23 protein-coding genes are annotated in these 26618 nt (G+C 61.0%); 6 read left to right on the top strand and 17 right to left on the bottom strand.

Annotated elements, in window-relative coordinates:
* Positions 1–5: 5 nt before the first annotated feature.
* Positions 6–545 (bottom strand): ankyrin repeat domain-containing protein, encoded by a 540-nt coding sequence (locus tag AO064_RS08955; protein WP_064053084.1) that lies wholly within the window; start codon positions 543–545, stop codon positions 6–8.
* Positions 546–603: 58 nt separating this feature from the next.
* Positions 604–2145 carry a catalase KatB gene (gene katB / locus AO064_RS08950; protein ID WP_064053083.1) on the bottom strand — a complete coding sequence of 514 codons (1542 nt, stop codon included), beginning with the start codon at positions 2143–2145 and terminating at the stop codon, positions 604–606.
* Between the two features lie 287 nt (positions 2146–2432).
* Between katB and mscL the strand changes: the two genes are divergently transcribed.
* On the top strand, positions 2433–2852 hold the full coding sequence (gene mscL / locus AO064_RS08945; RefSeq protein WP_064053082.1) for a large-conductance mechanosensitive channel protein MscL: 420 nt from the start codon (positions 2433–2435) through the stop codon (positions 2850–2852).
* Between the two features lie 238 nt (positions 2853–3090).
* Here mscL and AO064_RS08940 read toward each other — a convergent pair whose 3' ends face one another.
* On the bottom strand, positions 3091–3867 hold the full coding sequence (locus AO064_RS08940) for a ferredoxin--NADP reductase (protein ID WP_064053081.1): 777 nt from the start codon (positions 3865–3867) through the stop codon (positions 3091–3093).
* Between the two features lie 381 nt (positions 3868–4248).
* Here AO064_RS08940 and AO064_RS08935 point away from each other — a divergent pair, with 381 nt between their 5' ends.
* The gene (locus AO064_RS08935) at positions 4249–4959 is read left to right on the top strand and encodes a helix-turn-helix transcriptional regulator (RefSeq protein ID WP_015885992.1); all 711 of its coding nucleotides are present in this window, start codon (positions 4249–4251) and stop codon (positions 4957–4959) included.
* 158 nt (positions 4960–5117) lie between these two features.
* A complete protein-coding gene (locus AO064_RS08930; protein WP_015885993.1) occupies positions 5118–6242 on the top strand; it encodes a methyltransferase in 1125 nt (374 codons plus the stop codon).
* A 66-nt stretch (positions 6243–6308) separates the two neighbouring features.
* On the opposite strand, the gene AO064_RS29880 is transcribed toward AO064_RS08930, so the two are convergent.
* From AO064_RS29880 to AO064_RS08920, 3 genes are read right to left on the bottom strand one after another with little or no spacing between them, the layout of a single operon-like run.
* Positions 6309–6476: a DUF2474 domain-containing protein gene (locus tag AO064_RS29880; protein WP_010206690.1), complete on the bottom strand. Its 168-nt coding sequence runs from the start codon at positions 6474–6476 to the stop codon at positions 6309–6311.
* A 12-nt stretch (positions 6477–6488) separates the two neighbouring features.
* Positions 6489–7496 (bottom strand): cytochrome d ubiquinol oxidase subunit II, encoded by a 1008-nt coding sequence (cydB, locus tag AO064_RS08925; protein ID WP_015885994.1) that lies wholly within the window; start codon positions 7494–7496, stop codon positions 6489–6491.
* Between the two features lies 1 nt (position 7497).
* Complete coding sequence (locus AO064_RS08920; protein WP_015885995.1) at positions 7498–8937, bottom strand: cytochrome ubiquinol oxidase subunit I; 1440 nt, start codon at positions 8935–8937, stop codon at positions 7498–7500.
* Positions 8938–9253: 316 nt separating this feature from the next.
* Between AO064_RS08920 and AO064_RS08915 the strand changes: the two genes are divergently transcribed.
* Positions 9254–10504 (top strand): MFS transporter, encoded by a 1251-nt coding sequence (locus tag AO064_RS08915; RefSeq protein WP_015885996.1) that lies wholly within the window; start codon positions 9254–9256, stop codon positions 10502–10504.
* Positions 10505–10625: 121 nt separating this feature from the next.
* On the opposite strand, the gene AO064_RS08910 is transcribed toward AO064_RS08915, so the two are convergent.
* The 4 genes from AO064_RS08910 to AO064_RS08895 all read right to left on the bottom strand — a co-directional run bounded on the left by AO064_RS08910 (position 10626) and on the right by AO064_RS08895 (position 14840).
* Positions 10626–12809: a xanthine dehydrogenase family protein molybdopterin-binding subunit gene (locus AO064_RS08910; RefSeq protein ID WP_064053080.1), complete on the bottom strand. Its 2184-nt coding sequence runs from the start codon at positions 12807–12809 to the stop codon at positions 10626–10628.
* Positions 12806–13795, bottom strand: a complete 990-nt coding sequence (locus tag AO064_RS08905) for an FAD binding domain-containing protein (protein WP_015885998.1) — start codon at positions 13793–13795, stop codon at positions 12806–12808. The genes AO064_RS08910 and AO064_RS08905 overlap by 4 nt, the downstream gene beginning before the upstream one ends.
* The gene (locus tag AO064_RS08900) at positions 13792–14298 is read right to left on the bottom strand and encodes a (2Fe-2S)-binding protein (RefSeq protein ID WP_064053079.1); all 507 of its coding nucleotides are present in this window, start codon (positions 14296–14298) and stop codon (positions 13792–13794) included. Before AO064_RS08900 ends, AO064_RS08905 begins: the two co-directional genes overlap by 4 nt.
* A gap of 95 nt (positions 14299–14393) precedes the next feature.
* The gene (locus tag AO064_RS08895; RefSeq protein WP_064053078.1) at positions 14394–14840 is read right to left on the bottom strand and encodes a DUF4879 domain-containing protein; all 447 of its coding nucleotides are present in this window, start codon (positions 14838–14840) and stop codon (positions 14394–14396) included.
* Between the two features lie 173 nt (positions 14841–15013).
* Between AO064_RS08895 and AO064_RS08890 the strand changes: the two genes are divergently transcribed.
* On the top strand, positions 15014–16309 hold the full coding sequence (locus AO064_RS08890; protein WP_015886001.1) for an NCS2 family permease: 1296 nt from the start codon (positions 15014–15016) through the stop codon (positions 16307–16309).
* A complete protein-coding gene (gene trmA, locus AO064_RS08885; RefSeq protein WP_064053077.1) occupies positions 16306–17385 on the top strand; it encodes a tRNA (uridine(54)-C5)-methyltransferase TrmA in 1080 nt (359 codons plus the stop codon). The genes AO064_RS08890 and trmA overlap by 4 nt, the downstream gene beginning before the upstream one ends.
* On the opposite strand, the gene AO064_RS08880 is transcribed toward trmA, so the two are convergent.
* The 7 genes from AO064_RS08880 to AO064_RS08850 all read right to left on the bottom strand — a co-directional run bounded on the left by AO064_RS08880 (position 17368) and on the right by AO064_RS08850 (position 26433).
* Positions 17368–17835, bottom strand: coding sequence for a DUF2442 domain-containing protein (locus tag AO064_RS08880; RefSeq protein WP_064053076.1), 468 nt, complete (start codon positions 17833–17835; stop codon positions 17368–17370). The two genes, trmA and AO064_RS08880, sit on opposite strands and share 18 nt — an antisense overlap.
* A complete protein-coding gene (locus tag AO064_RS08875) occupies positions 17832–18260 on the bottom strand; it encodes a DUF4160 domain-containing protein (RefSeq protein WP_015886004.1) in 429 nt (142 codons plus the stop codon). The genes AO064_RS08880 and AO064_RS08875 overlap by 4 nt, the downstream gene beginning before the upstream one ends.
* A 135-nt stretch (positions 18261–18395) precedes the next feature.
* The gene (locus AO064_RS08870; protein WP_064053075.1) at positions 18396–19712 is read right to left on the bottom strand and encodes a TolC family outer membrane protein; all 1317 of its coding nucleotides are present in this window, start codon (positions 19710–19712) and stop codon (positions 18396–18398) included.
* Positions 19709–21034 (bottom strand): HlyD family type I secretion periplasmic adaptor subunit, encoded by a 1326-nt coding sequence (locus AO064_RS08865; RefSeq protein WP_064053074.1) that lies wholly within the window; start codon positions 21032–21034, stop codon positions 19709–19711. Before AO064_RS08865 ends, AO064_RS08870 begins: the two co-directional genes overlap by 4 nt.
* Positions 21031–22767: a type I secretion system permease/ATPase gene (locus AO064_RS08860; RefSeq protein WP_064053073.1), complete on the bottom strand. Its 1737-nt coding sequence runs from the start codon at positions 22765–22767 to the stop codon at positions 21031–21033. Before AO064_RS08860 ends, AO064_RS08865 begins: the two co-directional genes overlap by 4 nt.
* A 173-nt stretch (positions 22768–22940) precedes the next feature.
* Positions 22941–23573 carry a heme acquisition protein HasA gene (locus AO064_RS08855; RefSeq protein WP_015886008.1) on the bottom strand — a complete coding sequence of 211 codons (633 nt, stop codon included), beginning with the start codon at positions 23571–23573 and terminating at the stop codon, positions 22941–22943.
* Between the two features lie 103 nt (positions 23574–23676).
* Positions 23677–26433 (bottom strand): TonB-dependent receptor, encoded by a 2757-nt coding sequence (locus AO064_RS08850; RefSeq protein ID WP_064053072.1) that lies wholly within the window; start codon positions 26431–26433, stop codon positions 23677–23679.
* Positions 26434–26618: the final 185 nt, after the last annotated feature.

Here is a 26618-nt window from a genome sequence, read left to right as displayed (position 1 = left end):
ATAGCTCAGCGCGGCGCCGGGGTCCGGATTTCACCGCTGGCCAATCGTGAAGCACTGTTGCCGATCGGGTCTTCAGCATTGAGGTCCGCGCCCTTGGCTTTGAGTTCGTCCAGCAACTCGACACGCTTGAACAGCCCGGCGTACATGGCCGCGGTCTGCCCGGCGCCGTTGCGCTGGTCGGGGTTGCAGTCGGTGGCGAGCAGGCGCTGGGCAATCTTCAGTTCGCCTTTGAAAATCGCCCCCATCAGTGCGGTGTTACCACGTTTATCCTGCACGCAGGCGTCGGCGCCGGCGCTGAGCAGGCGTTCCACGAACGGGCCCTGCCCGTGGTAGGCGGCGAGGATCAGCGCGGTGTAGCCCTTATCGTCCTGAGTGTTGAGGCTGTAGCCGGAGTCGATAAAGGTATTGAGCATGTCGATATCGCCCCGCCGGGCAGCGTCGAAATAGTAGTCCTGCAGCTGGGCCTTGAGCGCCGCCGGGTCAGGGGACTCGGCCTGGGCGACAAAAGCCAGCATGGCCATCAGCAAACCGATAGAGATACGCATGAGGGGTTCTCCTGCAAGGGTCGACGCCCAGGCATGGGCGTCGACCGCAACCAACGGATCAGTCAGTCAGTTTTTCAGCCAGCGCTTTCACGCGCGACAGGTCACCTTTGGCGACCTTGGCCACGCCAGTGCCGTATTCCGGGTCGGCCTTATAGAGGAACGACAGGATGATGTGCTTGCTTTCGTCATCCGTGGTGGCCAGGGAGCCGCCGAAGTTATCGATCAGGTCCTGACGCTCTTTGGGGCTGTAAGAGCGATACAGGTCACCGGCCTGCTTGAAGTTCTGCTCGCGCTGGATCTTCGCTTGCTGGGTGCTGCCCGACAGCGCCGACTGGCTGTAACGCGCGGTCTGTGGCTCTTCGCGAGGTTCCAGACGGCTTGGCTGGTAGTTCACGCCGCTGGTGGTCTTGCCAGTATTGAGTGCACCGTCCTGGTTACCGTTGTTGACGGTCACCCGTGGCGCGTTGATCGGCAGTTGCAGGGCGTTGGCGCCCAGGCGGTACATCTGGGTGTCGGCGTAGGAGAACACGCGGCCTTGCAGCAGGCGGTCTTCCGACGGCTCGATGCCCGGCACCAGGTTGGCCGGGGCCATGGCCACCTGCTCGGTTTCCTGGAAGACGTTGGCCGGGTTACGGTTCAACACCATCTGTCCAACTTTGCGCTCGGGCACATTCGGCCAGATCTTGGTGGCGTCCAGCGGGTCGAAGTCGAACTTGGCCAGGTCTTCAGGCTTGAGCACCTGCACGTACAGGTCCCACTTGGGGAAGTCGCCCTTGTTGATATGGGTGACCAGGTCGTTGGTCATGTGGCTGTAGTCACGCCCCTGCACTTCGGTGACTTGCTTGGGATCAAGATTCTTGATGCCTTGCAGGCTCTTCCAGTGGAACTTGACGTAGTGCACCTCGCCCTTGGCGTTGATCAGCTTGTAGGCGTGCACGCCGTTGCCGTCCATCTCCCGGTAGCTGGCCGGGGTGCCGGAGTCGGAGTACAGCTCGGTGAGCGTACGGGTGGACTCGGGTACGTGGGAGAAGAAATCGAAGCGACGGGAATCGTCATCCAGGTTGGTGCGCGGGTCCGGCTTGAAGGCGTGGACCATGTCCGGGAACTTGATGGCATCACGGATAAAGAACGTCGGGAAGTTGTTGCCGACCAGGTCCCAGTTGCCGTCGGCGGTGTAGAACTTGGTGGCGAAACCGCGTGGGTCACGCAGGGTTTCCGGGGAGTGGTTGCCGTGGACCACGGCGGAGAAACGCACAAACACCGGGGTGGCTTCGCCGGCTGCGAATACCTTGGCCTTGGTCAGGTCGCTGAGGCTGTCAGTGACGGTGAAGGTGCCGTGGGCGCCGGTGCCACGGGCGTGTACCACGCGCTCGGGGATGCGCTCGCGGTCAAAGCGTTGCAGCTTTTGAATAAGCTGCACGTCTTGCAGCAGCACCGGGCCATTCGCGCCGGCGGTCTGCGAGTTCTGGTTGTCGCCGACAGCGGCACCATTATCGCGGGTCAGGTTAGCGGCTTGCACTGAGAGGGAAAGCAGGCTGGCGGTCACCAGTACCAGCGCGGTTCGCGCTGCAACAGGCCCGCGGGTCATTGGGGTTTTCATCAAGGTTTCCTCTGGTTTTTTTAGTGCACATTCAGTTGTGCTTGCCAGAGGCTAGTGACCCGAGCGCCAGAAGATAAATAGAAAAGCCATACCAACCCGATTAATAAAATAATCTGGTAACCCACTGATGCCACGCGTATTTCGCGCGCGATTGGTGGCACTTTGCAAACTATTTGCGATTTAATGTGTCGATTAAAGCTAACAGTGTTAGCGGTTGTGTCAGGCAAGCCCGCTACGACTGACTTACACTAAGTGCCACCCTTCTCATCTGTAACAAGGAATAACCTATGGGCGTGATCAGTGAGTTCAAGGCCTTCGCGGTCAAAGGTAATGTGGTCGACATGGCCGTCGGTATCATCATCGGCGCAGCCTTCGGCAAAATTGTTTCTTCGTTTGTAGGCGACGTGGTGATGCCGCCCATAGGTCTGTTGATCGGTGGTGTGGACTTCGGCGACCTGGCGGTCACGCTCAAGGCGGCGCAGGGCGATGTGCCTGCGGTGGTGCTGGCATACGGCAAGTTCATCCAGAGCGTGATCGACTTTGTGATCGTCGCGTTTGCGATCTTCATGGGGGTCAAGGCGATCAACCGTCTGAAGCGTGAAGAGGCGGTAGCGCCTAGCTTGCCACCAACGCCGACCAAGGAAGAAGTATTGCTGGGTGAGATCCGCGATCTGCTCAAGGCGCAGAATGACAAGCCGCTTCCGTAAGTACAGGCTTGGAAAAAAGGCGCCTGCCTGAGGCTAATGCCAGTCAGTTAAGAAGCAGCAAGAGCGAACAGTAACCTGTGGCGAGGGAGCTTGCTCCCGCTGGACTGCGCAGCAGTCCCAGTCTTTTGAAACAAAGAGCTGGGGCCGCTTGCGACCCAGCGGGAGCAAGCTCCCTCGCCACAGGTACGGTGCTCACCCTTAACTGACTGGTATTAGCCTGCTTGAGGCGCCTTTTTTATTACCAGTAGTTTTCCACGGCCACCTGGCCAGGGCGGCGGCTCAAGCTCAGATTCATGTCGCGCTGTTTGAGCAACTGGCGCGTGTCATCGACCATCTGCGGGTTACCGCAAATCAACACGCGGGAATGTTCCGGGGTCAGTTCGACACCGGCCGCGCGTTCAAGCTCGCCATTTTCGATCAACGTGGTAATGCGCCCATTCAGCGCGCCCGGATGTTGCTCACGGGTGACGATAGGGATGTAGGTGAGCTTATGCGCATGCTCAGCCAGGTACTCGCGCTCGCCCAGTGCCTTGATCAGCAACTGATAAGCCAACTCCCTGGCTTCCCGCGCGCTGTAGACGAGGATGATGCGCTCGAATTTCTCCCAGACTTCGAAGTCCTGCAGGATCGACAGGAACGGCGCCACGCCAGTACCGGTGCCCAACAGCCATAAGTCGCGACCATCGACGAAGCGATTCAAGGTCAGGAACCCCGTGGCCTGGCGCTCCACCATCAAGGTATCGCCCACTCTCAGGCGGCTCAGCTCACTGGTGAACTCACCCTCCGGGACGACGATCGAGAAGAAATCCAGGTGCTCATCAAACGGCGAAGACACCAAGGAATAGGCGCGCCATACGGTGCTGCCATCCGCCTTGGTCACCCCCAGGCGCACGAACTGGCCGGCGGTAAAACGAAAGCCTGGGTCGCGGGTGGTGCGCAGCGTAAACAGGCTGGGGGTCAGCGATTGCACATCGAGCAAGGTCTGGCGGGTAAATTTCTCAGCACTGGCCGTCATGGGGGGCTCCGTTCTACAGGTGCCCTAGTGTCCCTCAAAGTCGCCTGTGGAAACACCTATGGTTGGTAGTGGCATCGTAAACCCACAGAACAGTGGCAATTTAATACCAACCCCAAAACATTTCGCTATTAGCGTGTATCACAACGTCACAAACATACTGTTAGTTGAGCGTTACAGCGTGCCCAACCCACTAAAAAACCGTAAGAAACTAAATGACGCCTTTTTGAGGCTTACTAAACATCCAGTGAAAAAACCTTAAACCCTGCCGCGTAAGAACAAAAATTTCCTTTCGCAATGTAGGCCCTGTCCTACACTCACTTGCGTACAGCGTTGGGGGTCCAGGACGTACCCCAAGTCAGAGAAACCCATGGAGAGTTACCGATGCTTAACTGGCGAAACACTAGACTCCCCAAACTGGAAGGCGAGAACGAGATCACCAGTGTATTTGAGATGGTTATCAACCAAACGTATGAACTCGGCTTCCAATATTGTTCCTTCAAAATGAGCTCGCAGGTGTCCGAAAACCAAACCAATCCGATTGAATTCACCAACTATCCGAAAGAATGGACGACCGTGTATAACCAAGCGCGCTACTTCGATGTAGATCCCGTTGTTAAACACTGCAAGCGATGTGTATTACCCGTCGTCTGGGAGGGAACCCTATTTAAAGATGCACCCAGCCTATGGTCCTTGGCCCAAACCTTAAATGTGAACGTGGCATGGACCCAGGCTGTGCATGATTTCCAGGGTGTGTTCAGCATGCTGACCCTGAGCCGTGGCACCGACGATGTAAGCCCGGTAGAGTTGTATGAAAAGGCGGGCCACGTCTTGTGGCTGTGCCATGCCATGCATGCCGTCGTGGCGCAAAAATACGCCGGTAAACCCAGTGCCCTGCCACCGAGTAAGCTGACGCCACGGGAAACTGAAATTCTCAAGTGGTCCGCCATGGGCAAGACAGCGTCGGATATCGCTACCATCCTTTGCCTGTCGGAGCGTACGGTGGGGTTTCACATCAGCAGTACGTTCAAGAAACTGGGGGTCAATAACAAGATTGCCGCCGTGCTCTGTGCCTCCAAAGCGGGGCTGTTCTAACCGTGCAGAAACACCGCATGTAATCGCTCTGAAAAAAACGTAACATTTACGCCCGGTTCTGAGTGATGAGCAGCCCCCCAGGTGCCGCTCGACGTTCGCTCAGACGGTTCGGCCCATGACTGCCGAACACCCATCGTTTACCCAGAGCCTGTCCCGCCATGCCCCTGCTCGAAAGCCCTTTCGCCCAGCTCGATCTGATCCGCCAGCCAGAGCAACATAACGATCCGCTGCAAGCCTTCGACGCCGCCGACGAATACCTGCTGAGCCATTTGGCCGATCAAACGCCGAACGCCAGCACCCGCGTGTTGGTCCTCAATGACAGCTTTGGCGCCCTGGCCGCCAGTCTCGAAGGCAAGGTGCAGGTCACCTCCAGCGGCGACTCGTTCCTCGCGGCCCAGGGTCTGGAGAAAAACCTGGTGCGCAATGGCAAGACGTTTAACGCCGTGCCGTTCATTCCCGCCAATCAGACCCTGGCCGGGCCTTTCGATCGCGTGCTGATCCGCGTTCCGAAAACCCTGGCCTTGTTGGAAGAACAACTGATTCGCTTGCAAGGCCAACTGGCACCGGGTGCCGAAGTCATCGCCGGGGCGATGATCAAGCACTTGCCACGGGCGGCGGGCGAATTGCTGGAGCGTTACATCGGGCCGATGCAAGCGTCGCTTGCGGTAAAAAAGGCGCGTTTGCTGATCGCCTCCGTTGAAGACCGCCCCGTTGCCGTCTCGCCCTACCCCACCCGCTACACCGTGGACGCACCGGCCATTGAATTGCTGAACCACGCCAATGTGTTCTGTCGCGAAAGCCTGGACATCGGCACCCGCGCGTTCCTGCCACACCTGCCGAAGAACCTGGGCAGTGCCCGCGTGGCAGACCTGGGCTGCGGCAACGGCATACTGGCGATCGCCAGCGCGCTGCAGAACCCCGAGGCGCACTACACCTTGGTGGACGAATCCTACATGGCCGTGCAATCGGCGCAGGAAAACTGGCACGCCGCCCTCGGCCAGCGCGAGGCGGTCATACGCGCCGGCGATGGCCTGGCAGGGCAGGCGCCCGACTCGCTGGACGTGGTGCTGTGCAACCCGCCCTTCCATCAGCAACAAGTGGTCGGTGACTTCCTTGCCTGGCGCATGTTCCAACAGGCACGGGACGCCCTGGTGGTAGGCGGCGCCCTCTATATAGTCGGCAACCGTCATCTGGGTTACCACACCAAGCTCGCGCGCTTGTTCCGGGGTGTCGAGCAAGTCGCCACCACGCCAAAATTCGTGATCCTCAAAGCGCGCAAATAAAAAAACCCTGCTTCTCTTGCGAAAAGCAGGGTTGAAAAGCCGGGCCGCAAGGCCCGGATCGGGATGTCAGTGGGTCGTCAGGCCGGCCGCATTCATGAACATGCGCATCAGGCTGGCCACGACGAACAGGGCCAGCACGCTGCCGGTCCAGATCATCGCCAGCCACCCCAGGCGCCGCCACAACGGCTGTTTCTCGGCCTGTTCAATCTCGTGCAACGAAGGTTTGCCGGACATGGAACGACCCTCCTAGTGATAACCGTCTTCGTGGGTGACCTTGCCGCGGAACACGTAGTAGCTCCAGAAGGTGTAGCCCAGGATGAACGGAATGATGAATAACGTGCCCACCAGCATGAAGCCCTGGCTTTGCGGCGGCGCGGCAGCGTCCCAGATCGACACTGAGGGCGGAATGATGTTCGGCCACAGGCTGATGCCCAAACCGCTATAGCCCAGGAAAATCAGCACCAGCGTCAGCAGGAACGGTGTGTAGTGCGCATTACGCGCCACGGCGCGGATCAGCCCGTACATGGTCACCAGCACCAGGATCGGCACCGGCAGGAACCAGAACAGGTTCGGCAGCGTAAACCAGCGCGAGGCGATTTCCGGGTGCGTCAGTGGCGTCCAGATACTCACGATGCCTATGACCGCCAGCACCACGAAGGCCAACGGCCGCGCGAGGTTGTGCATCTTTTCCTGAAGCGGGCCTTCGGTCTTCATGATCAGCCAGGTGCAGCCGAGCAACGCATAGGCAACGATCAGCGCCACGCCGCAGAACATCGTGAACGGCGTGGCCCAGTCCAGCGAACCGCCGGCGAACTGACGGTTGACCACCGGGATGCCGTCGATAAACGCCCCCAACGCCACGCCCTGGAAGAACGTCGCGGCCAGCGAGCCGCCGATGAACGCCTTGTCCCACAGGTGACGTTTATGGTCCTTGGCCTTGAAGCGGAACTCGAACGCTACGCCACGGAAGATCAAGCCGATCAGCATCAGGATCAACGGCAGGTACAGCGCCGACAACACCACCGAATAGGCCAGCGGGAACGCGCCGAACAACGCCGCGCCGCCGAGTACCAGCCAGGTTTCGTTACCGTCCCAGACCGGCGCCACGGTGTTCATCATCACGTCACGGTCGGTCTTGCCCGGGATAAACGGGAAGAGGATGCCGATACCCAGGTCGAAGCCGTCCATGACCACGTACATCATGATGCCGAAGATGATGATCACGGCCCAGATCAGCGGAAGATCAATACCCATCTCAATTCCCCTTGTGCTGGATGTGCGCGTGATCGTCGTCGGCACCGTCATCGGCTGCAGACAACGGACGAGCCGGCGTGCGTTTCTGGCCAGGGCCACCGTGGGTAGGTTCGCTGCCTTCGTGGGTCTGGGGCCCTTTGCGCACCAGGCGCATCATGTAGCCCAGCCCCGCACCGAACAGTGCGAAGTACACCACCACGAACAACACCAGGGTGATCGTCATCTGCGCCAGGCTATGCCCGGAAGAAGCGTCCGCCGTGCGCATCAGCCCGTAGACCACCCACGGCTGGCGGCCGATCTCGGTGGTGAACCAGCCGGCGAGAATCGCGATCAGGCCGGACGGGCCCATCCACAACGCCAGGTACAGGAACGGTTTGGACGTGTACATTTTGTCGCCCCGGCGCAGCCAGAGGCTGAACAGGCCGGTGAAGATCATCAGGAAGCCCAGGCCGACCATGACCCGGAACGACCAGAACACGATGGTCGAATTTGGGCGGTCCTCAGGCGGGAACTCCTTGAGCGCCGGCACCTGTTTGTCCAGGGAGTGGGTCAGGATCAGGCTGCCCAGATAGGGGATTTCCACCGCGTACTTGGTTTTTTCGGCCTTCATGTCGGGCCAGCCAAACAGGATCAGCGGCGTGGGTTCGTTGCCGATGTTTTCCCAGTGACCTTCAATCGCCGCGATCTTCGCCGGCTGATGCTTCAAGGTGTTAAGACCATGGAAGTCGCCGATCACCGCCTGGATAGGCGCGACGATCAAGGCCATCCACATCGCCATCGAGAGCATTTTACGGATCGCCGGGTTGTCCTTGCCGCGCAACAAGTGCCAGGCCGCCGAGGAGCCGACGAAGAACGCGGTGGCCACAAAGGCTGCGGTGGCCATGTGCGCCAGGCGATAGGGGAACGACGGGTTGAAGACGACGGCAAACCAATCGGTCGGAATCACCCGGCCATCAATGATTTCGAAGCCCTGGGGCGTCTGCATCCAGCTGTTGGACGAGAGGATCCAGAACGTGGAAATCAGCGTCCCGACGGCCACCATCACGGTGGAGAAGAAGTGCAGGTTGCGCCCGACCTTATTCCAGCCGAACAGCATTACGCCAAGGAAACCGGCCTCAAGGAAGAAGGCCGTGAGCACTTCATACGTCAGCAGCGGCCCGGTGACGGCGCCGGCGAAGTCCGAGAAGCGGCTCCAGTTGGTGCCGAACTGGTAAGCCATGACCAGGCCGGAGACCACACCCATGCCGAAGTTGACGGCGAAGATCTTCGACCAGAAATGGTAGAGGTCACGGTAGGTGTCGTTACGGGTCTTGAGCCACAAGCCTTCCAGCACCGCGAGGTAACTGGCCAGGCCGATGGTGATCGCCGGGAACAGGATGTGGAAAGAGATGGTGAACGCAAATTGAATTCGGGCGAGATCTAGCGCCTCCAAACCGAACATAAGTCTTCCTCTGTCAGGTAATACCGGCTGCTGGCGGAAGCCTGCACCCACTGCCCCCACGGATATGGAGTCTGGCGAATTTCAATTCGTTTCTTTTTTTAACCATCGCGTAGGGAATCTGGCCCTGAGGCCGCCAGGTCGATGCCCGTGCGGGCATTGATCTGGATCAAGCATTGCTAAAAGAGTAGTCCCATTTTCAGGAATGAACTGTGTGGTCTTTTGCCGCGTGACAGACTGCCTCAGCTCAGTTGTTGCAACTATCTGTTACAACTTAATGATAATCTCGGCCCTCCTCCAGCCCTGACCTGAAGCCCCGATGCCTAGTGAACCCGCGTTGCTGTTGCGTCATCACCGCCCTTTCATAGCGTTCTGGCTGGCGCGCATCTTTACCGCCAGCGGTTTCCAGATGCTCACCGTGGCCATCGGCTGGAACCTCTACCAACTGACCGGCAATGTGCTGGACCTGGGGTTGGTTGGCCTGGTGGAGTTCGTGCCGCGCGTGCTGTTCATGTTGCACACCGGGCACGTGGCCGATCGCTATGAGCGGCGCAAGGTCGCGGCCATCTGCCAGACCGTGCAGGCGCTGATAGCCCTGAGCCTGGCGATTGGCGGCCTGACCGGCAACGTGACCCGCGAGATGATCTTTATCCTCGCCTTCCTGCTCGGCGCCGCGCGCTCGTTTGAAATGCCCACCACCCAGGCCATGTTGCCAAGCATCGTGCCCAGCGCGTTGTTCCCACGGGCCGTGGCGTCATCGCAGTCGGCACAGCAGTTGGCAACCATCGTCGCGCCGGCGCTCGGCGGTTTGCTCTACGCGTTTGGCAGCGTGTGGGTGTATGGCCCCACGGTGGTGCTGTATCTCATTGCCTGCGTGCTGACCCTCAACCTGCCCGCACGCCAGACGCCGCTCAACAAAGGCAAGGCCACGCTGGATTCGCTGTTGGCCGGCATCCGTTTTATCCGCAGTCGCCCGGACATCCTCGGCGCTATTTCCCTCGACCTGTTTGCCGTGCTGCTGGGCGGCGCCACCGCGTTGCTGCCGGTGTTCGCCAAGGACATCCTGCTGACGGGTGCCTGGGGCCTGGGCCTGCTGCGGTCGGCGCCGGCCGTGGGAGCGTTGTTGATGTCGCTGTGGTTGGCGCGGTTCTCGGTGGACCGCCATGTAGGCCGTGTGATGTTCACTGCCGTTGGCGTGTTCGGCGTGGCGACCATCGCCTTCGGCCTCTCCACGTCGTTCTGGTTTTCCCTGGCGGTGCTGGTGGTGCTCGGGGCGGCGGACATGATCAGCATGGTGATCCGCGCATCGTTTGTGCAGTTGGAGACACCGGATGAAATGCGCGGGCGAGTCAGTGCCGTCAACGGCCTGTTCATCGGCGCGTCCAACCAATTGGGCGAGTTCGAATCCGGGATTACCGCCCACTGGTTCGGCACCGTGCCCGCCGTGGTCATGGGCGGGATCGGTACGCTGGTGGTGACTGGGGTGTGGATCAAGCTGTTCCCGACCCTGGCGAATCGGGATCGCATGCATGTGCCGGTGGAAGAGCCAATTCAAAAAACCAGCGTATAACCCATGTGGGAGGGGGCTTGCCCCCGATAGCGCCATGTCAGTCACAGCATCGTTGACTGACACCCCCCATCGGGGGCAAGCCACCTCCCACCTTTAGATAATCAGTGCTTGCCAGAGCATGTCAGAGCACCTTATCCAGGGTGATGGGAAACTCCCGAACCCGTTTGCCGGTGGCGTGATAAATCGCATTCGCCACCGCCGCTGCCACGCCGACAATACCGATTTCACCAACCCCCTTGGACCCCAGGGCGTTGACGATCTCGTCATGCTCCTCGACAAACACCACGTCGATCTCGCCAATATCCGCGTTTACCGGGAGGTGGTACTCAGCCAGGCTGTGGTTCATGTAGCGCCCCAGTTGATGGTCGATCTGGGTTTCTTCGTGCAGGGCCATGCCGATACCCCACACCACACCGCCAAGGATCTGGCTGCGCGCCATCTTCGGGTTGACCACACGCCCGGCGGCAATCGCGCTGACCACCCGACGGACCTTGATGGTGCCCAGGTCTTCATCCACCTGCACCTCGACAAATACCGCCGAATGGGTGGCGGTGCTGTAGCCTTCGCGTTTTTTGTCGGGCTCGCTGTCGACCTGAACGTCCAGCGCGTCTTCGCCACTGTCCTTGACCAACTGCGCCAGCGACACGCTCACGTCGCCCGTATGCAACTGGCCGTCTTCGAAGCGTACGGATTCGGCGTCCTTGAAGACCGGGTAAGTCTGGCGGGCAATGTCCAGCAACTTGGCATTCAGCGCCTCGCAGGCTTGCTGTACGGCGGTCCCCACAGAGGACACGGTAAACGATCCGCCCTGCAGCGGCGCGGTGGGCAATGACGAATCGCCCAGCATAAACACTACGTCCTCGACCGCCACACCACTGGCCTGGGCCGCGATCTGGGTCATCACCGTGTAAGTGCCGGTGCCGATATCGGTGGTGGCGCTGCTGACCGTCAGCTTGCCCTGCGCGTCGATACGCGCCTTGGCGCTGGCTTTCATCTGCATGGCCTCCCATACCCCGCCGGCCATGCCCCAGCCGATCAGCTGGCGCCCGTCGCGCATACTGCGCGGTTCCGGGTTGCGCTGGCTCCAGCCGAAACGCTCGGCACCTTCGCTGTAGCATTCGCGCAGGGCCTTGCTCGACCAGGGTTTGTCTTCGTTCTGGTTGCGCTCGGCGTAGTTGATCAGCCGCAGTTGCACCGGGTCGATCCCCAGCGCGCAGGCCACTTCGTCCATGGCGCACTCCAGGCCGATCACGCCAAGGGCGGCACCGGGAGCGCGCATGTCCAAGGGCGTGAACACATCCAGAGGCACCAGTTTGTAGGTCAGTTGCACGTTATCGCAGTGGTAGAGCATGCCGCTCCACTCCACCACATGTTCGCTGAAATCCTCGAAGCGCGAGGTCTGGCCGATAGCGGTGTGTCCCAGTGCCAACAGGCGTCCGTTGGCGGCGGCGCCCATTTGCAAGCGCTGCAAGGTGCGCGGGCGGTAGCCGAAAGTGAACATCTGTTGGCGGGTCAGGGTGACGCGCACCGAGCGCTTGAGCGCCAGCGAGGCCATCACGGCCAACGGCAACTGGTACTGCGGGCGCAAGCCGGAGCCAAAAGCGCCGCCGACGAATGCGGCGAAGATGCGCACCTGGCTTTTATCCAGGCCAAAGACTTTTTGCACATAGGCCTGGCAATTCTGTGGGCCCTGGGTCTTGTCATGGATATGCAAGGTGCCATCGGGTTGATACAGCACGGTGCTGGCGTGGGGTTCCATCGGGTTGTGGTGTTCGATGGGCGTGCTGTAGTGCAGATCCAGGCTGACGGCGGCGCCGGTCCACTCGGCCTGGAAGTTGCCACGCGGCGCGGGCGGGGTTTGCGGCGAAGCATGGGCCTGTTCCTGCAAGGCGAGCAGGTCGGTTTCGAAGGCTTCGGTTTCGTACTCGATGTCCACCAGGGAACCGGCATGCCGCGCCAGCTCCAGGTTATCGGCGATCACCAAGGCCAGGGGCTGGCCGCTGTACAGCACGCGGTCGTTGTACAGCGGGCGGAACGGCGAGCCATCGGCGGCGTCGTCGTCCTGGAAAGCGTCGTCGTAGCTGGCGATTCTCGGCCGGTTGAGGTGATGGATAACCTCCACCACGCCCGGCAGGGCCAGCGCCCTGGAAGCATCGATGCGCAGCACACGGCCCTTGGCGACGGTGCTGGACACCACGCTGCCGTGCAGCAGGCCACGCTCGGGAAACTCCCCGGCGTAACGTGCCTGGCCGGTGACTTTGAGCAGACCGTCCACCCGGTCCAAGGGTTTGCCGATAGCGGTCATGGCTGTTCTCCTGCGACAGCAGCGTCGCTCAGGGCGCGAATGATCGCCCGGCGCGCCAGCTTGATCTTGAAGCCGTTGTGCGCCAGCGGCTCGGCGTCTTGCAGCAGGGCATCGGCGGCGTGGCTAAAGGTTTCGCGGCTGACGACCTGGCCGATCAGCCCGGCTTCCACCGCGCGGTCACGCCAGGGTTTGTGGGCCACGCCGCCGAGGGCCAGGCGTGCATCAACGATGAGGTCGCCGTCCAGTTCAAGCGCTGCGGCAACGGACACCAGGGCGAAGGCATAAGACGCGCGGTCGCGGATTTTCAGGTAGTGACTGTGGCTCGCCAGGTTATCGGCAGGCAGCTCGATCGCGGTGATCAGCTCATCGTCAGCCAATTGGTTGTCCCGTTGCGGCGCGTCACCGGGCAGGCGATGGAAATCGGCAAACTCGATGATCCGCGCACCACCACGCCCTTCCACATGCACCCGCGCTTCCAGCGCAGCCAGCGCGACGCACATGTCGGACGGATGGGTCGCGACACACTCTTCACTGGCGCCGAGGATCGCATGGATGCGATTCAAGCCGGTTCGCGCCGGGCAACCGCTGCCGGGTTCACGTTTGTTGCAGGGCACGGTGGCGTCATAGAAGTAGTAGCAACGGGTGCGCTGCAACAGGTTGCCGCCGGTACTGGCCATGTTGCGCAGTTGCGGCGAGGCGCCCGCGAGGATGGCTTGCGACAGCAATGGATAACGCTGTTCGATCAGCGGGTGCCAGGCCAGGTCGGCGTTGCTCACCAGGGCGCCGATCAGCAGTCCGCCTTCGGCCGTTTGCTGAATGTCATGCAACGGCAGGCCGGTGATGTCGATGAGGTGCTCGGGGCGGCTGATGTTTTCCTTCATCAAGTCCAGCAGGTTGGTGCCACCGGCAATAAAGCGCGATGCCGCGCTGCTGAGGTGGACCGCCTCCTGTACATCCGCCGGTTTGCTGTAATGGAAGGGGTTCATTGCTCACCTCCCACGACGTCCACGATGGCATCGCGGATATTGCTGTAGGCACCACAGCGGCACAGGTTGCCGCTCATCAGCTCTTGGATCTGCGCGGTATCGTGGGCACGGCCTTCATTGACCAGGCCGACGGCGGAACAGATCTGGCCGGGGGTGCAGTAACCGCACTGGAAGGCGTCGTGCTTGATAAAGGCTTGCTGCATCGGGTGGAGCACGTCGCCCTCGGCCAGGCCTTCGATGGTGGTCAATTCGGCGCCGTCGCACATGACGGCGAGGGTCAGGCAGGCGTTGACGCGTTTTCCGTCGCGCAAGACGGTGCAGGCGCCGCATTGGCCGTGGTCGCAGCCTTTTTTGCTGCCGACCAGGTCCAGTTGCTCGCGCAGCAGGTCCAACAGCGTGGTCCAGGGCAACACGTCCAACTGGCGGTCCTGGCCGTTGAGGCGCAGGCGTATCGGGTGGCTGACGAACGGCTGGGCCGCCGCGCCATTGGGGGTCGCGCTCATAAACACCTCACGGGTTGGTGTACATCCGCGGCGTTAGAAAAGTCGCCGTCTCAGGGGTACGACTTCCCATGGTTTTGAGCGTTCAAGAAGATTGATCAGCGGATATTGAGCAGGGTTTTCAGGGTGTTTCGCGGGGGGTTGATCGAGGCGTTGCTGTATTCGAACCAGCCCTGGGCTTGGACATTCAGGTCAAACACATAGATGTAGCCCATCAACGTGCCGGCCCCGCTGCAGGCCTCGCTGATGTTGCCGACCTGGCATACCGGCGTGCGCTGGCCGTTCAACACCGCGCCATTAAAGAGGCCAACCGGGTTATTGCCCAGGCCGACTTCCATCACAGAAACCCTGGTGGGCCCGCGGTGTTCACACATTTGGGTAGTGCTTACACGTTCCGGAATGGTCTCGCTGCACTTCGCCGACTCGACCTTGAACACACGCACTTCGCTCAACGGCGGTGCAGTCGCGCCCCACGCCGGTGCTGCGCCGAGCAACAGGCTGATACAGGGGATCAGGGCTAGACTCCACGGGCTGGCGTTTTTCATGCGGCGGATGACCTTCGTTTAAACGTCGGCGCAGTATGCCTCAAGGCCTCGGCTGCTGGTATGATGCGCCGCTTTTTCCGATCCTCTCTGAAACCACAGGCGCTTGGCGCAGTTTGTGCTTTGACTTAGAGGTCAACAAATCACGACGCCACAGAGCGTCACTGGGAGCAGGCATGCTGGAAAAGCTGTTTCAACTCAAGGCACACAACACCAACGTGCGCACCGAGATCCTCGCGGGCATCACGACATTCCTGGCCATGGCCTACATCCTGTTCGTGAACCCGAGCATCCTCGGCGAGACCGGCATGGACAAAGGCGCGGTCTTCGTCGCCACCTGCCTGGCCGCCGCCATCGGTTCGACCGTGATGGGCCTGATCGCCAACTACCCGATCGCCCTTGCGCCGGGCATGGGCCTCAACGCCTTTTTTACCTACACCGTGGTCCTGCACATGGGCCACACCTGGCAGGTTGCGCTGGGGGCGGTGTTTATCTCGGCGGTGCTGTTCTTCCTGCTGTCGATCTTTCGCATTCGTGAGTGGATCATCAACGCCATCCCCCTGCCCCTGCGCTCGGCGATTGCCGCCGGTATCGGCCTGTTCCTGGCGCTGATCGCCCTGCATAACGCCGGGATCGTGGTGAGCAACCCTGCCACCATGGTGGGCCTGGGCGACCTGAAACAACCGGCGCCCATCCTGGCCACCCTGGGTTTCGTGCTGATCGTCGCGCTGGAAGCCTTGGCCGTACGCGGCGCGGTGCTGATCGGCATCCTGGCGGTGACCATCGCCTCGATCGTATTGGGCTTCACCCCGTTCATCGGTATCACCTCGGCACCACCGTCCCTGGCCCCGACCTTCCTGCAGCTGGATATCAAGGGCGCCCTGGATATCGGCCTGGTCAGCGTGATCTTCGCCTTCCTGTTCGTGGACCTGTTCGATAACTCCGGCACCTTGATAGGCGTGGCCAAGCGCGCCGGCCTGATGGGCAAGGACGGTCACATGCCGAAAATGGGCCGTGCGCTGATCGCCGACAGTACCGCCGCCATGGCGGGCTCCCTGCTGGGCACTTCGACCACCACCAGCTACATCGAGTCCGCTGCGGGCGTGAGCGCCGGTGGCCGTACCGGCCTGACCGCCATCGTGGTCGCGATCCTGTTCCTGCTGGCGTTGTTCTTCTCGCCACTGGCCGCCAGCGTGCCGGCCTACGCCACCGCGCCGGCACTGCTGTTCGTGGCTGTGTTGATGACCCAGGGCCTGGCCGAGATCGACTGGGACGACATCACGGTTGCAGCGCCGGTGGTGGTGACCGCCCTGGCGATGCCTTTCACTTACTCCATCGCCAACGGCATCGCCTTCGGTTTCATCGCCTGGACCGCCATCAAGCTGCTTTCGGGCCGCTACCGTGAGCTGAACCCGGCATTGGTGATTCTGTCGATTCTGTTTGTAATCAAGCTGGGCTGGTTCAACGCATGACTTTTGACGCCGCACGCTACACCGCTCAACTGCAAGACAAGGTCACGCGCTTGCGTGACCTGCTGGCACCGTTTGACGCGCCAGAGCCACAGGTCTTCGACTCGCCGCTGCAGAACTTCCGCCTGCGCGCCGAGTTCCGCCTGTGGCGCGAAGGCGGTGAGCGCCACTACGCGATGTTTTCCCAGGACGACAAGCGCACGCCGATCCTGATCGAAGAGTTCCCCATCGCCAGCCAACGCATCAACCAATTGATGCCGCAGCTCAAGGCCGCCTGGCAAGCCAGCGCCGCCCTGAGCCACAAGCTGTTCCAGGTGGAGTTCCTGACCACCCTGGCCGGCGATGCGATGATCACCCTGTGCTATCACCGCCCACTGGACGAACATTGGCACACCGCCGCGAATAAGCTCGCCACCGACTTGAACGTCAGCATCATCGGTCGCTCCAAGGGCAAGCGCGATGTAATCGGCCACGACTATGTGGTGGAAAAACTCGAGGTCGGTGGCCGCACGTTCAGCTATCGCCAACCCGAAGGCGCCTTCACCCAGCCCAACGGCACGGTGAACCAGAAGATGCTCAACTGGGCCTATGACGCCCTGGGCGATCGCCCGGACGATTTGCTCGAGCTGTATTGCGGCAACGGCAACTTCACCCTGCCCCTGGCAACACGTGTACGCAAGGTGCTGGCGACCGAGATCAGCAAGACCTCGGTGAATGCGGCCTTGAGCAACCTCGATGAAAACGCGGTGGGTAACGTCACCCTGGTGCGCCTCTCCGCCGAAGAACTCACCGAAGCGCTGAATGAAGTGCGCCCGTTCCGCCGCCTGCACGGTATCGACTTGAAGCGCTATGAGTTCGGCAGCGTGTTCGTCGACCCGCCGCGCGCCGGCATGGACCCGGACACCTGCGAACTGACCCGGCGCTTCGACAACATCCTGTACATCTCCTGCAACCCGGAGACGTTGGCGGCGAACATCGCGCAATTGCATGACACGCACCGGATTACGAAGTGCGCAATGTTTGACCAGTTCCCGTGGACGCACCATATGGAATCCGGGGTGTTACTGACTCGGCGGTAGTTCAACGTCCTCAGGTTCCTTCTTGCGTGGCCGCCCGCCCTTCTTGCCATTGGCTCGGGCGGCGGCGGATTTGGCGGCGCTGCTTTTGCGACCGTTGCGCGACGCAACCAAACTGGTGGCTAGGTCCATGAGCGGTTTGCTGGTGGCGATCAGGCCCGTGACCGAAACATCCAAGTCCCGGGCCTCACAGCACAGCGCCTTGCCGCCAAAGCCGACTTCCAGTTGCTCAAAGTCCTCCAAGGAAAACCCCGCGAACTCGGGCAGGCCAGCCACCGGCAGTACAACGCGACTGCCGTCGCTGAAACCGATGGAAATGCAGTTGTCTTCATAACGCACAGAGCTGGCCCGGGCATAAAGGTGCCGTGTCTTGCGCCCTCGGGCTATCGCCTTTTCGACGTCGGCCTCAGTGAGCGGTTTGTAGGGTACAACCTTGGCTTTTACGATTTTCATAAATCAATCCCCACACAGTCTGGTGCTCTTACCAGATTCAGAATTGTCCGTTGCGCAACGACATCGTGCCGGGCGCTTGCGATGACATGGACTCCATGTCGAATAACTAACCCTGGCACCAATTCACCGGCCTCCCAATCCCAAGAATGATTCTCCAGGCAGACCGTTTGCAGGTATTCCCACCAGATCCTGCGTGCCCGCGCCAGGTAATGCCGCTGCATGATCGCCCCGCGTATTTCTTTCAAAACCGCCATGGGTGGCTGCCGCCGCTCTGGCTCTACGTCCCACAATTCCACGTCTCCATCCAGAAAACTGAAACGAAAACGCGCATCCCATTCCTTCCCCCTGACATGCACATGGGGCGGGCAATGCTCATCCCTGATAAACACCGAAATCACATATCCCTTGTAAGCGCCTACTCTCATCGTAACCCATCCGTTAGGTTATTTTCCGCCAAGTAACAATTTTCCCCTGTCACCCGACAACCGGCTCCCTTTTCCCGAAGCTGTTTCACAGACTAGTAAGCACAAAAAACCCGGCGAATGCCGGGTTGTAACCACTCATGCCGAGGGCTGGAAATACCCCGCCAAGGCCCGCAAGTCCTGCTCGCTCAGCAACCCCGCGTAATACTTCAGTTGAATCCTCGCCAGCAGATACGCATGCCGCGCATTCGCCAGGTCGCGGCGGGCGGTGAAGAGTTGTTGTTCGGCGTCGAGCACGTCGAGGTTGACGCGCTCACCGCCGGTGACGCTTTTCTGGGTCGCGGCCACCAAGGCAGTGGCCGAGCTGACGGCCATTTCATAGGCGCGCACTTTGGCGGCGCCGCTGGTATTGAGGTTGAACTGCTTGCGCAACTCCACCAGCGTGGCCGAGGTTTGCGCGTCCAACTCGTACTGGGCCTGGGACAGCTGGTTCGCCGCCTGGCGGGTGGAGGCCGACACCCCGCCGCCGGCAAACAGTGGCAGGCTGACCTGAATGCCGACACTGTTGGTGTCGTACTGTTGGTTGTAGCTGCTTTCCGAGTCAGAACGGGTCTGGCGACTGGTGGCGTACAGGCTGACCTTGGGCAGGTGGCCTGCACGTTTGCGCTCCACTTCATAGGACGCTACGTCCAGGGCGTGGTGCTGGGATTTAAGCTCCGGGTTATTGGCCATGGCCATGTCGCGCCAGGTCTCGAAACGGTTGGGCTGCAGGGGCGGGATGTCGAATTGGCGCGTCAATGGTGCCAATTCTTCGATCTGCAGCGGCTGGCCGACGATGGCTTCCAACTCGCGCAGGGCACTGTCCTGGGCATCCAGGGATTCGATTTCTTCTGCCTGGGCCAAGCTCAGGCGCGCCTGGGTTTCCAGCACATCGGTACGCGTCCCCTCACCGCCCTTGAGCAGGCGATCATTGAGTTGCAGGCGCTCGGCATACGCGCGTTTCTGCGCACGGCTCAGCTCGATACGTTCTTGCGCCAGCAAGGCCTGGCTGTAGGCATTGAGCACCCGCACCGCCAGTTCCTGGCTCTTGCCGCGAAAGCGCTCGTCGGCCATCAACGCCTGGGCGGTGCCCTGGCGAAACCGCGCATAGGCTTCGTAATCCAACAACGGTTGCTGCAAGGTCAGGGTCGAAGCATAGCTGCGGTAGTCACGGTCGCTGGTGACCTCACCCGCCGTCACTTCAGACGCGTTGCGCGAGTTGTTATAGCTCCATGACAGGTTCGGCAACAACGCCGCACGCCCGATCACGCGATGTTCTTCACCGGCTTCACGCTCCTGGATAGCGGCCTGAAAAGTCGGATCATTGCGCAGGGCCAAGTCGTAGGCATCCAGCAACCCCAAGGCGTGCGCCGCCGAGGTACAACCTAAAAACAGGGTAAACAACAGCGCCTTCATTCTTCCACCAGGGCCATATGGGTGCGATCCAGCAGGGGTTTGAACAGGTAGTTGAGCATCGAGCGCTCACCGGTCTTGATGAAGATTTCCACCGGCATGCCGGGACGTATCTGCACGCCATCCAGTTGTTGCATACCGGCCGCGCTGACCTGGGCGCGCAGCGTGTAGTAAGGCTCGTCGGTGCGTTCATCGACCTGGCGATCGGCCGAGACCAGTGTGACCTCGCCGGCCACCCGTGGCGTGGTGGCCTGGTTGAAGGCCGAGAACAGCAACTCCACCGGCAAGCCCGGATGCACCTTGTCGACCATCTGCACCGGCACGCGCGCCTCCACCAGCAAGGGCTCGCCCTGGGGCACGATGTCCATCAACGCCTGGCCGGGCTTGATTACGCCGCCTTCGGTGTACACATCCAGCCCCACCACCACACCGGACGCCGGGGCGCGCACCAGGCTGTTGGCCAATTCGAACTCGGCCGAGGCCAGTCGATTGCGCAGGTCGTCGCTGCGGGTACGGGTCTCGGCCAACTGGCCGCGCAGGTCTTTCTGGAAGTCTTCGCCGAGCTGACGGATGCGTAGCCGCAGTTCGAGCACCTGGCGCTGCAACTGACCGATACGGCCATAGTCCTCGGCGATGGCGCCATCGACCTGCGAGTACAGGCGCTCGCTGTCGAGCAGGCGGTTGCGTGGGATGTAACCGTCACGCGCCAACGCGCGCAGGCCTTGCAGTTGCTCACTCAACGCCGCACGTTGCTGGACTTTGCTGGCTTGCGAATCCCGCGTACCGCGCAACTGCGCCTCGGCGCCGGCGATGGTTTCGCGCAGGCCTTGTTGCTCGGTAGCCAGGGCCTGGGCACGGCTATTGAACAGCTGCCGTTGCAGGTTCAGGGTGGCCGCTGCTTCAGGATCGTCGAGCAGTTCGGGAGCAAAAGTGATTGCCGACAACCCTTCACTTTCGGCACTCAAGCGCGCTTCGCTGGCCAGGGACGCCACGTACTGGCTGCGCAGGGACTGCATCTGCCCGCGCAATGGGGTTTCCTTCAAGCGCAGCAGCACCTGGCCGGCGCTGACCACCTCACCGTCGCGCACGTCGATACGCTCGACGATACCTCCAGCCGGGTGTTGCACGGTTTTGCGATGGCCCGAGACCATGACCTTGCCCGACACCGCCACGCCCTTGTCCAACGGCGCCAACGCCGCCCAACCGAGGAAACCGGCAAAGCCACCGAGCACCAACAGCCAGCCAATGCGCGAATATTTTTTGTCATCCAGCGCCAGCACGTTGTTCGGCGCCTCGCTGACCAACACAGGTTTGCTCTGGCTCATGCCTGTTTTCCTTCACCGAGGCGGTAACTCATGCTCAGGGTCGACACCGGCTTGCTCGCAGCGGGCTTCTGCCGTGCGTCCAACACACGCGCCGTAGGGCCGAACGCCTGTAATTGACCGTCCTTGAGGATCAGCAACTGGTCAGTCAGGCTCAGCAAGTTGGGTTTGTGGGTGATCAGGATCACGGTACGGCGCTGTTGCTTGAGCTGGCCGATGGCTTGGAGCAGGGCGTGCTCGCCCACCTCGTCGAGGTTGGCGTTGGGTTCATCCAGCACGATCAAAGCAGGCAGGCCGTACAGCGCACGGGCCAGCGCAACGCGTTGCTTCTGGCCGCCGGACAAGCCGGCGCCGCCCTCCCCCAATTGCGTGTCGTAGCCTTGGGGCAGTTGCAGGATCAATTCATGCACGCCAGCCATTTGCGCAGCAGCGAGGACTTTATCCGCGTCGACCTCGGCAAAGCGTGCGATGTTTTCCGCAATGCTGCCGGCGAACAATTGAATGTCTTGCGGCAGGTAACCGATGTGCGGACCTAACTGCTGCTTGTCCCACAGGGCCAGGTCGGCACCGTCCAGCCGCACCTTGCCGGCCAGGGGCGCCCAGGCGCCCACCAGTATTCGCGCCAGGGTGGATTTGCCGCAGCCCGACGGCCCGATCACGCCCAGCACGTCGCCTGCCGCCAGGTTAAAACCGAGGTTGGCCAGCGCCGGCCGACGGCTGCCGGGGGCACAAGCGCTGATGTGCTCGACGCTCAGTTGGCCTTTAGGCACCGGCAGGCTCATAGGGACTGGTCGCGCCGGGTTGGCCTCCAGCATCTGCGACAAGCGTTCGTACGCCAGCCGCGCCGAGCCCCATTGCTTCCACACGCCGATCAGTTGGTCGATGGGGGTCAACACCCGGCCCATCAGGATCGAGCCGGCAATCATCATCCCCGGCGTAATATCGCCCTGCACCGCCAGCAACGCGCCCACGCCCAGCACCAGGGATTGCAACGCGAGGCGCACGCCCTTGGACCAGGCGCTGACGGCCGCGGTCTTTTCACTGGCCAGGTTTTGCTGGGCCAAAAACGCTTGATGCTGGCCGAACCAGCGTGCGCGCAACGTGCCGAGCATGCCCATGGCTTCGATGGTGTCGGCATTACGCAGGTTGGCCGTGGCCTGCTGGCTGGCGCTGATGGACAGTTGGCTGGCCAGGGCCATCGGCGCCTGACTGACGTGGTGGTTGACCCACGCCAGCGTCATCAACAGCAGCGCGCCGACCAGTGCCAGCAGGCCGAGCCAGGGGTGAAACAGGAAAATCACCAACAGGTACACCGGAAACCACGGCGCATCGAAAAACGCGAACAACGCCTGGCCGGTGGCGAACTGGCGCAGCGTGGTCAGGTCATGCAGCGCCTGGCCGGCCGCCTGGGTGCCGCCCTTGAGTTGCGCTTCGAACGCCGCGTCGTACACCCGCTGGTTCAAACGCATGTCCATCTGCGTGCCGAGGCGAATCACCACCTGGCTGCGCACCCACTCCAACGCGCCCATCAGGACGAACAGGCCGAGGATCATCAGCGTCAGCATCAACAGGGTCATCTGATTGCCCGAGGCCAGCACCCGGTCGTACACCTGCAGCATGTACAGCGCCGGGGCGAGCATCAGCAGGTTGATCACCGCCGAGAACAGGCCGATGTTGAAGAAGCCACTTTTATAGGCCTTGAGGGCGGCCAGGGTTTCGTTGCCGGCGTGGCGCATCTGGGGATTCTCAAAGGGTTGAGCGGGCAGCGTCGTCGCGTTGACAGGCCATGCGACGCTGCGCAGAATTCGGCACCGCCGTCGCCTGAAGAGTTAGAAGGCTTGGGCAACGGCGGTGTGTCATGCGGCGAATGGGAGAGCGATCTTCCATTCGCTTTTTTCATGCAGCGGATTTAGGCCGCGAGTGCCCAGTCCTGGGCCACGTCCTGCACGCCCACCAGTGCAACGTCGGTGGTGGTCGAGGACGCCGCGTGGGCCGCGAGGCCGGCGGAGATCTCGTCGAAGGTGTTGGCCGTCGACAGGCTCGGGTCGATAGCGCCCAGCAGCTCGTTGAGTGCCGATTCCAGTGCACTGGTGTTGCCCTGGATCAGGCCGTAGATCACGCTCTGCACATCGTTGCCGACGCGGCCTGCACCTTCGGCGGCGGACAGGTCGAGGCCATTGAAGGCGACTTTGTAGGCACTCAGGTCGAAGTCGCTGCCACTGCCGCCGGTCAGGCCGGTGCCCAGCTCGACGTTATCCAGTTCGCCCCACAGGTAGTGGTTCAAGTTGCTGCTGGCCGGCAGTGTTGGATTGAACACGTAGTGCAGGCCGTTGCTGGTGTCGCTGTCGGCGATGAACGCGTAGTCGGAGTTGTTGGCGCCATGGGACGCGTATTGGTCACCGGCGAAGGTCCCGTTGCTGAAACCACCGTTGTTGCCGCCAGTGCCATGACCTGCCGTGGCAAAACCAAGAGCCCAGTCCGACAGGTAGTCAGACAGCGAAGTAGTGCCCAGGTACGACTCGTAGCTAACAGAAATAGTCATCACTAAACCTCATAATTACAGCGCTATTGATCAATGCGCAGCTGCGCACTTTTTACCCAACCCTGGGCAAAACCGTGGTTGATACGGTGCCGTGGCACCGGTATCAGAATTTGTATTCGAGCATTCCGCTCAAGGTCCGGCCGCGAGCCAGGCTGAGGTTGTTGGCATCGCCCATGGCGACGAAATACGCTTCGTCCGTGGCGTTTTCCAACGCCAACGCGATGTTCAATTGATCGGTCATCCAGTAACTGGCGTAGACGTCATACACGGTGTATTTGGGCCACATGGCCTGGTCGATCAGGTTGTAGCCCTGGTTGTCCAGGTTTTCCCCGTTACCCGAGCTGTAGCGAACACGCACACCGGTATCCAGGCGCTTGTCCAAAAAGCGCGCGCCCAACGTCAACGACGCGCGATCAGCGGGGGTGTAGGTGGCGTTGCCCATGATCTTGCCGCAGCTTTCCTTGGCATTGGCGGCCTCGTCATCCAACAATTCGTAGCGGGTCACAGGGCGGAAACCGATGGTGCCGTTAGGCCGGGTAAACCGTTCGATAACGGTGGTGCTGGGACCGGCCTTCTTGGCCCCGCCCAGGTAGTAATTCTTCGAACAGAACTCGTTGCTGCCGATCATGTGCGTGTAACTGAGGTTGGTATACGCACGCCCCATGTCGTAGTTGAGTTGGTACTCGAGGCCCCTGAACCGCGTGTCATTGAGGTTGTTGGTATACGCCATGATCCCGTTGAACCCCCCAACGGACGTCTCCGGCAAACTCACACTGGTATTGAGGAAGGTGAAATTCTTAATCTTGGTGTCGAAGTACGCCACCTTGATGCCCAGTCGGTCGTCATTGAAAAAGAGCGACTCCTTGAACACGTTCATCCCCACTTCCCAATCGCGAGACTCCTCTGGCTTCAGGTAAGGATTGGGGAATACCCGTTCATTCGAACCCCCACCGTGGGGGCGGCCGCTCATAAAGGTTTCCGTGACAGCCGGCGGGCGCCAGCCCTTGCCCCAGCGGGTATACAGTTGCAGCCAGTCGACCCCAGGCTTGATGCCGATACCGAAGGTCGGCGAAAACCGTCCGTCTTCACGGTCGATATCAAAAATGTCCTCGACACGCTTCGCGCCCGTCGTACTGGTGTAAAACCGGTCGCGCTTCCACAGCGTCATCCCGGTGACACCCTCCAGCCGATAACGGTCGTAACGCAGCCCGGCATCCACGGTCAGCCAGTCGTCATATTCGTATTGCAGGTTGTTGAACACACTGGCGATGGTGCGCTTGCCTTCCGGGTCGGCACTGGGGGTGTAGGGCAGTGATCCGGAGTTGATCGTGTTGGTGGACTCGATCTTGTTGGTACTGGGCTTGAAGGTGTCCTGATACATCTCCAGGCCATAGTTCCAGCTCAGATGCCCCACGCGGCCGAGGTCGAAGCGCGCCGTGTTTTCGCCCTGCAGGCCCCAGGTATCGGTCTGGAAATGGTCGGTGTATGCCGGCGTATAGTTGCCGGAACTCAGGGACGCAAGGTTGCCGGCGTTGGAGCGATCCAGTTGGGTGGTGACGTAATAGAGCTTGGCCTTGAAATCGATCAGCGCGTTATCCGGGCTGTAGCTGTAGTCCAGCGCCGCGTTTTTCGCGTTGAGGTTGTTCTTGCCGGTGCGTACGTAATAGCTGCTCTGAAGATCATCACTGATGTAGCCCCAGGCATCATTGCTGTCGGTATCGCTTTCCAGGTAGCTCAATTGCACGCGCTGATCGTTGGGCAGGTTCAGGCCGAACTTGACGATCTGCGACCGGGTCACGCTGCCGGTATCACCGACTTCGCTGTTCAACCAGTCGTCGAAGGCGACCGGGGCATACTTCCTGGCCCGCAGATTGGTGCCCAGGTTCTGGTCATTGTGGGTGCCGGCCCGGTAGTTGCCGAAATGGCGCTCGCTGTAGCCGAGCAGCACATCGCCGCGCTCATCACCAAAGGCAAACACGCCACTGCCATTGAAGTAGGTACCGTTGCCCAGCTCACCGATACCGCTGCCCGCGCGAAAACGTCCGCCGATCTCTTTACCGTCCTTGAGGAACTCGCTGGCCTCCAGGGTCTTGAACGAGGCGATCCCGCCGAGTACGGCCGCCCCACCCTGCCCCGACTGGCTGCCCTTGTCGATCTCGATGCTGGAAATGAACTCCGGGTCAATCAGCATGGTGCCATTGCGCTGCTGGTGCCCATTGACGTTGAAGTTCTGGCGCATGCCGTCGATGTTCATGTTCACACGGCCATAGTCCTGAACGCCGCGAATGTTCACGGAAAGACCAGGGTCGCGTTGGTCAACGGCGGTGTAGACCCCCGCAGTTTCCTCCAGCATGTCGGCCGCGTGACGGGGTGGGCGCTTGTCGATCATGTCACGGCTGATGACTGCCACGGACTTTGGGGTCTGGTACACCCAATCGCCGGCCTGGCCATTGGTGTTACCGGTAATGGTGGTAGTGCCCACGGTCATGGCGCCGTCGTGATCGTCACTGACGCGGTTGAGCGTGACCTGGCGCTCGCCGGTAAAGCGATACTCCACCGGCGCGGCACCGAGCAAACGGCCCAGGCCTTCCTGCACGCTGAAACTGCCCTTGATCGCCGTACTGCTCAAACCTTGCAGGCGCTGGCTGTCAAACAACACCTGCAAGCCAGCCTGGTCGGCAAAGGCCAGCACGGCACTGCCGAGAGATTGCACGGGAATATCGAACGTCAACACAGCAGGTTGGGTAGCGCCCGATTGAGGCTGCGCGGCATACACCGGCGCCGCTGCGGCGAACAGGCCCAAGTGAATGGAAAGGGCTAACCGGCTACCGGTGATACGCCCCTTGTTAAGTGCTGACATTTCGATTGTTCCCTGCGCTAAGCGTTTTTGTTTATGCGAATGCTTCTCACCTAGCAAGACGTGCGACGCGCAGGAAGTCAGTAAGACTTTTTCAAAAGTTTTTTAACGAAGGGATTCAAGCAGGAAACTGAGCCGGCTCGCCGGCGATAGCCATAGATAAAGACACACCGTTGTAGCAACCAACG

Origin of the sequence: Pseudomonas marginalis (assembly GCF_001645105.1) — a bacterium.
Classification (GTDB): Bacteria; Pseudomonadota; Gammaproteobacteria; order Pseudomonadales; family Pseudomonadaceae; genus Aquipseudomonas; species Aquipseudomonas petroselini.
This window is presented reverse-complemented; position numbering and strand designations above follow the sequence as displayed.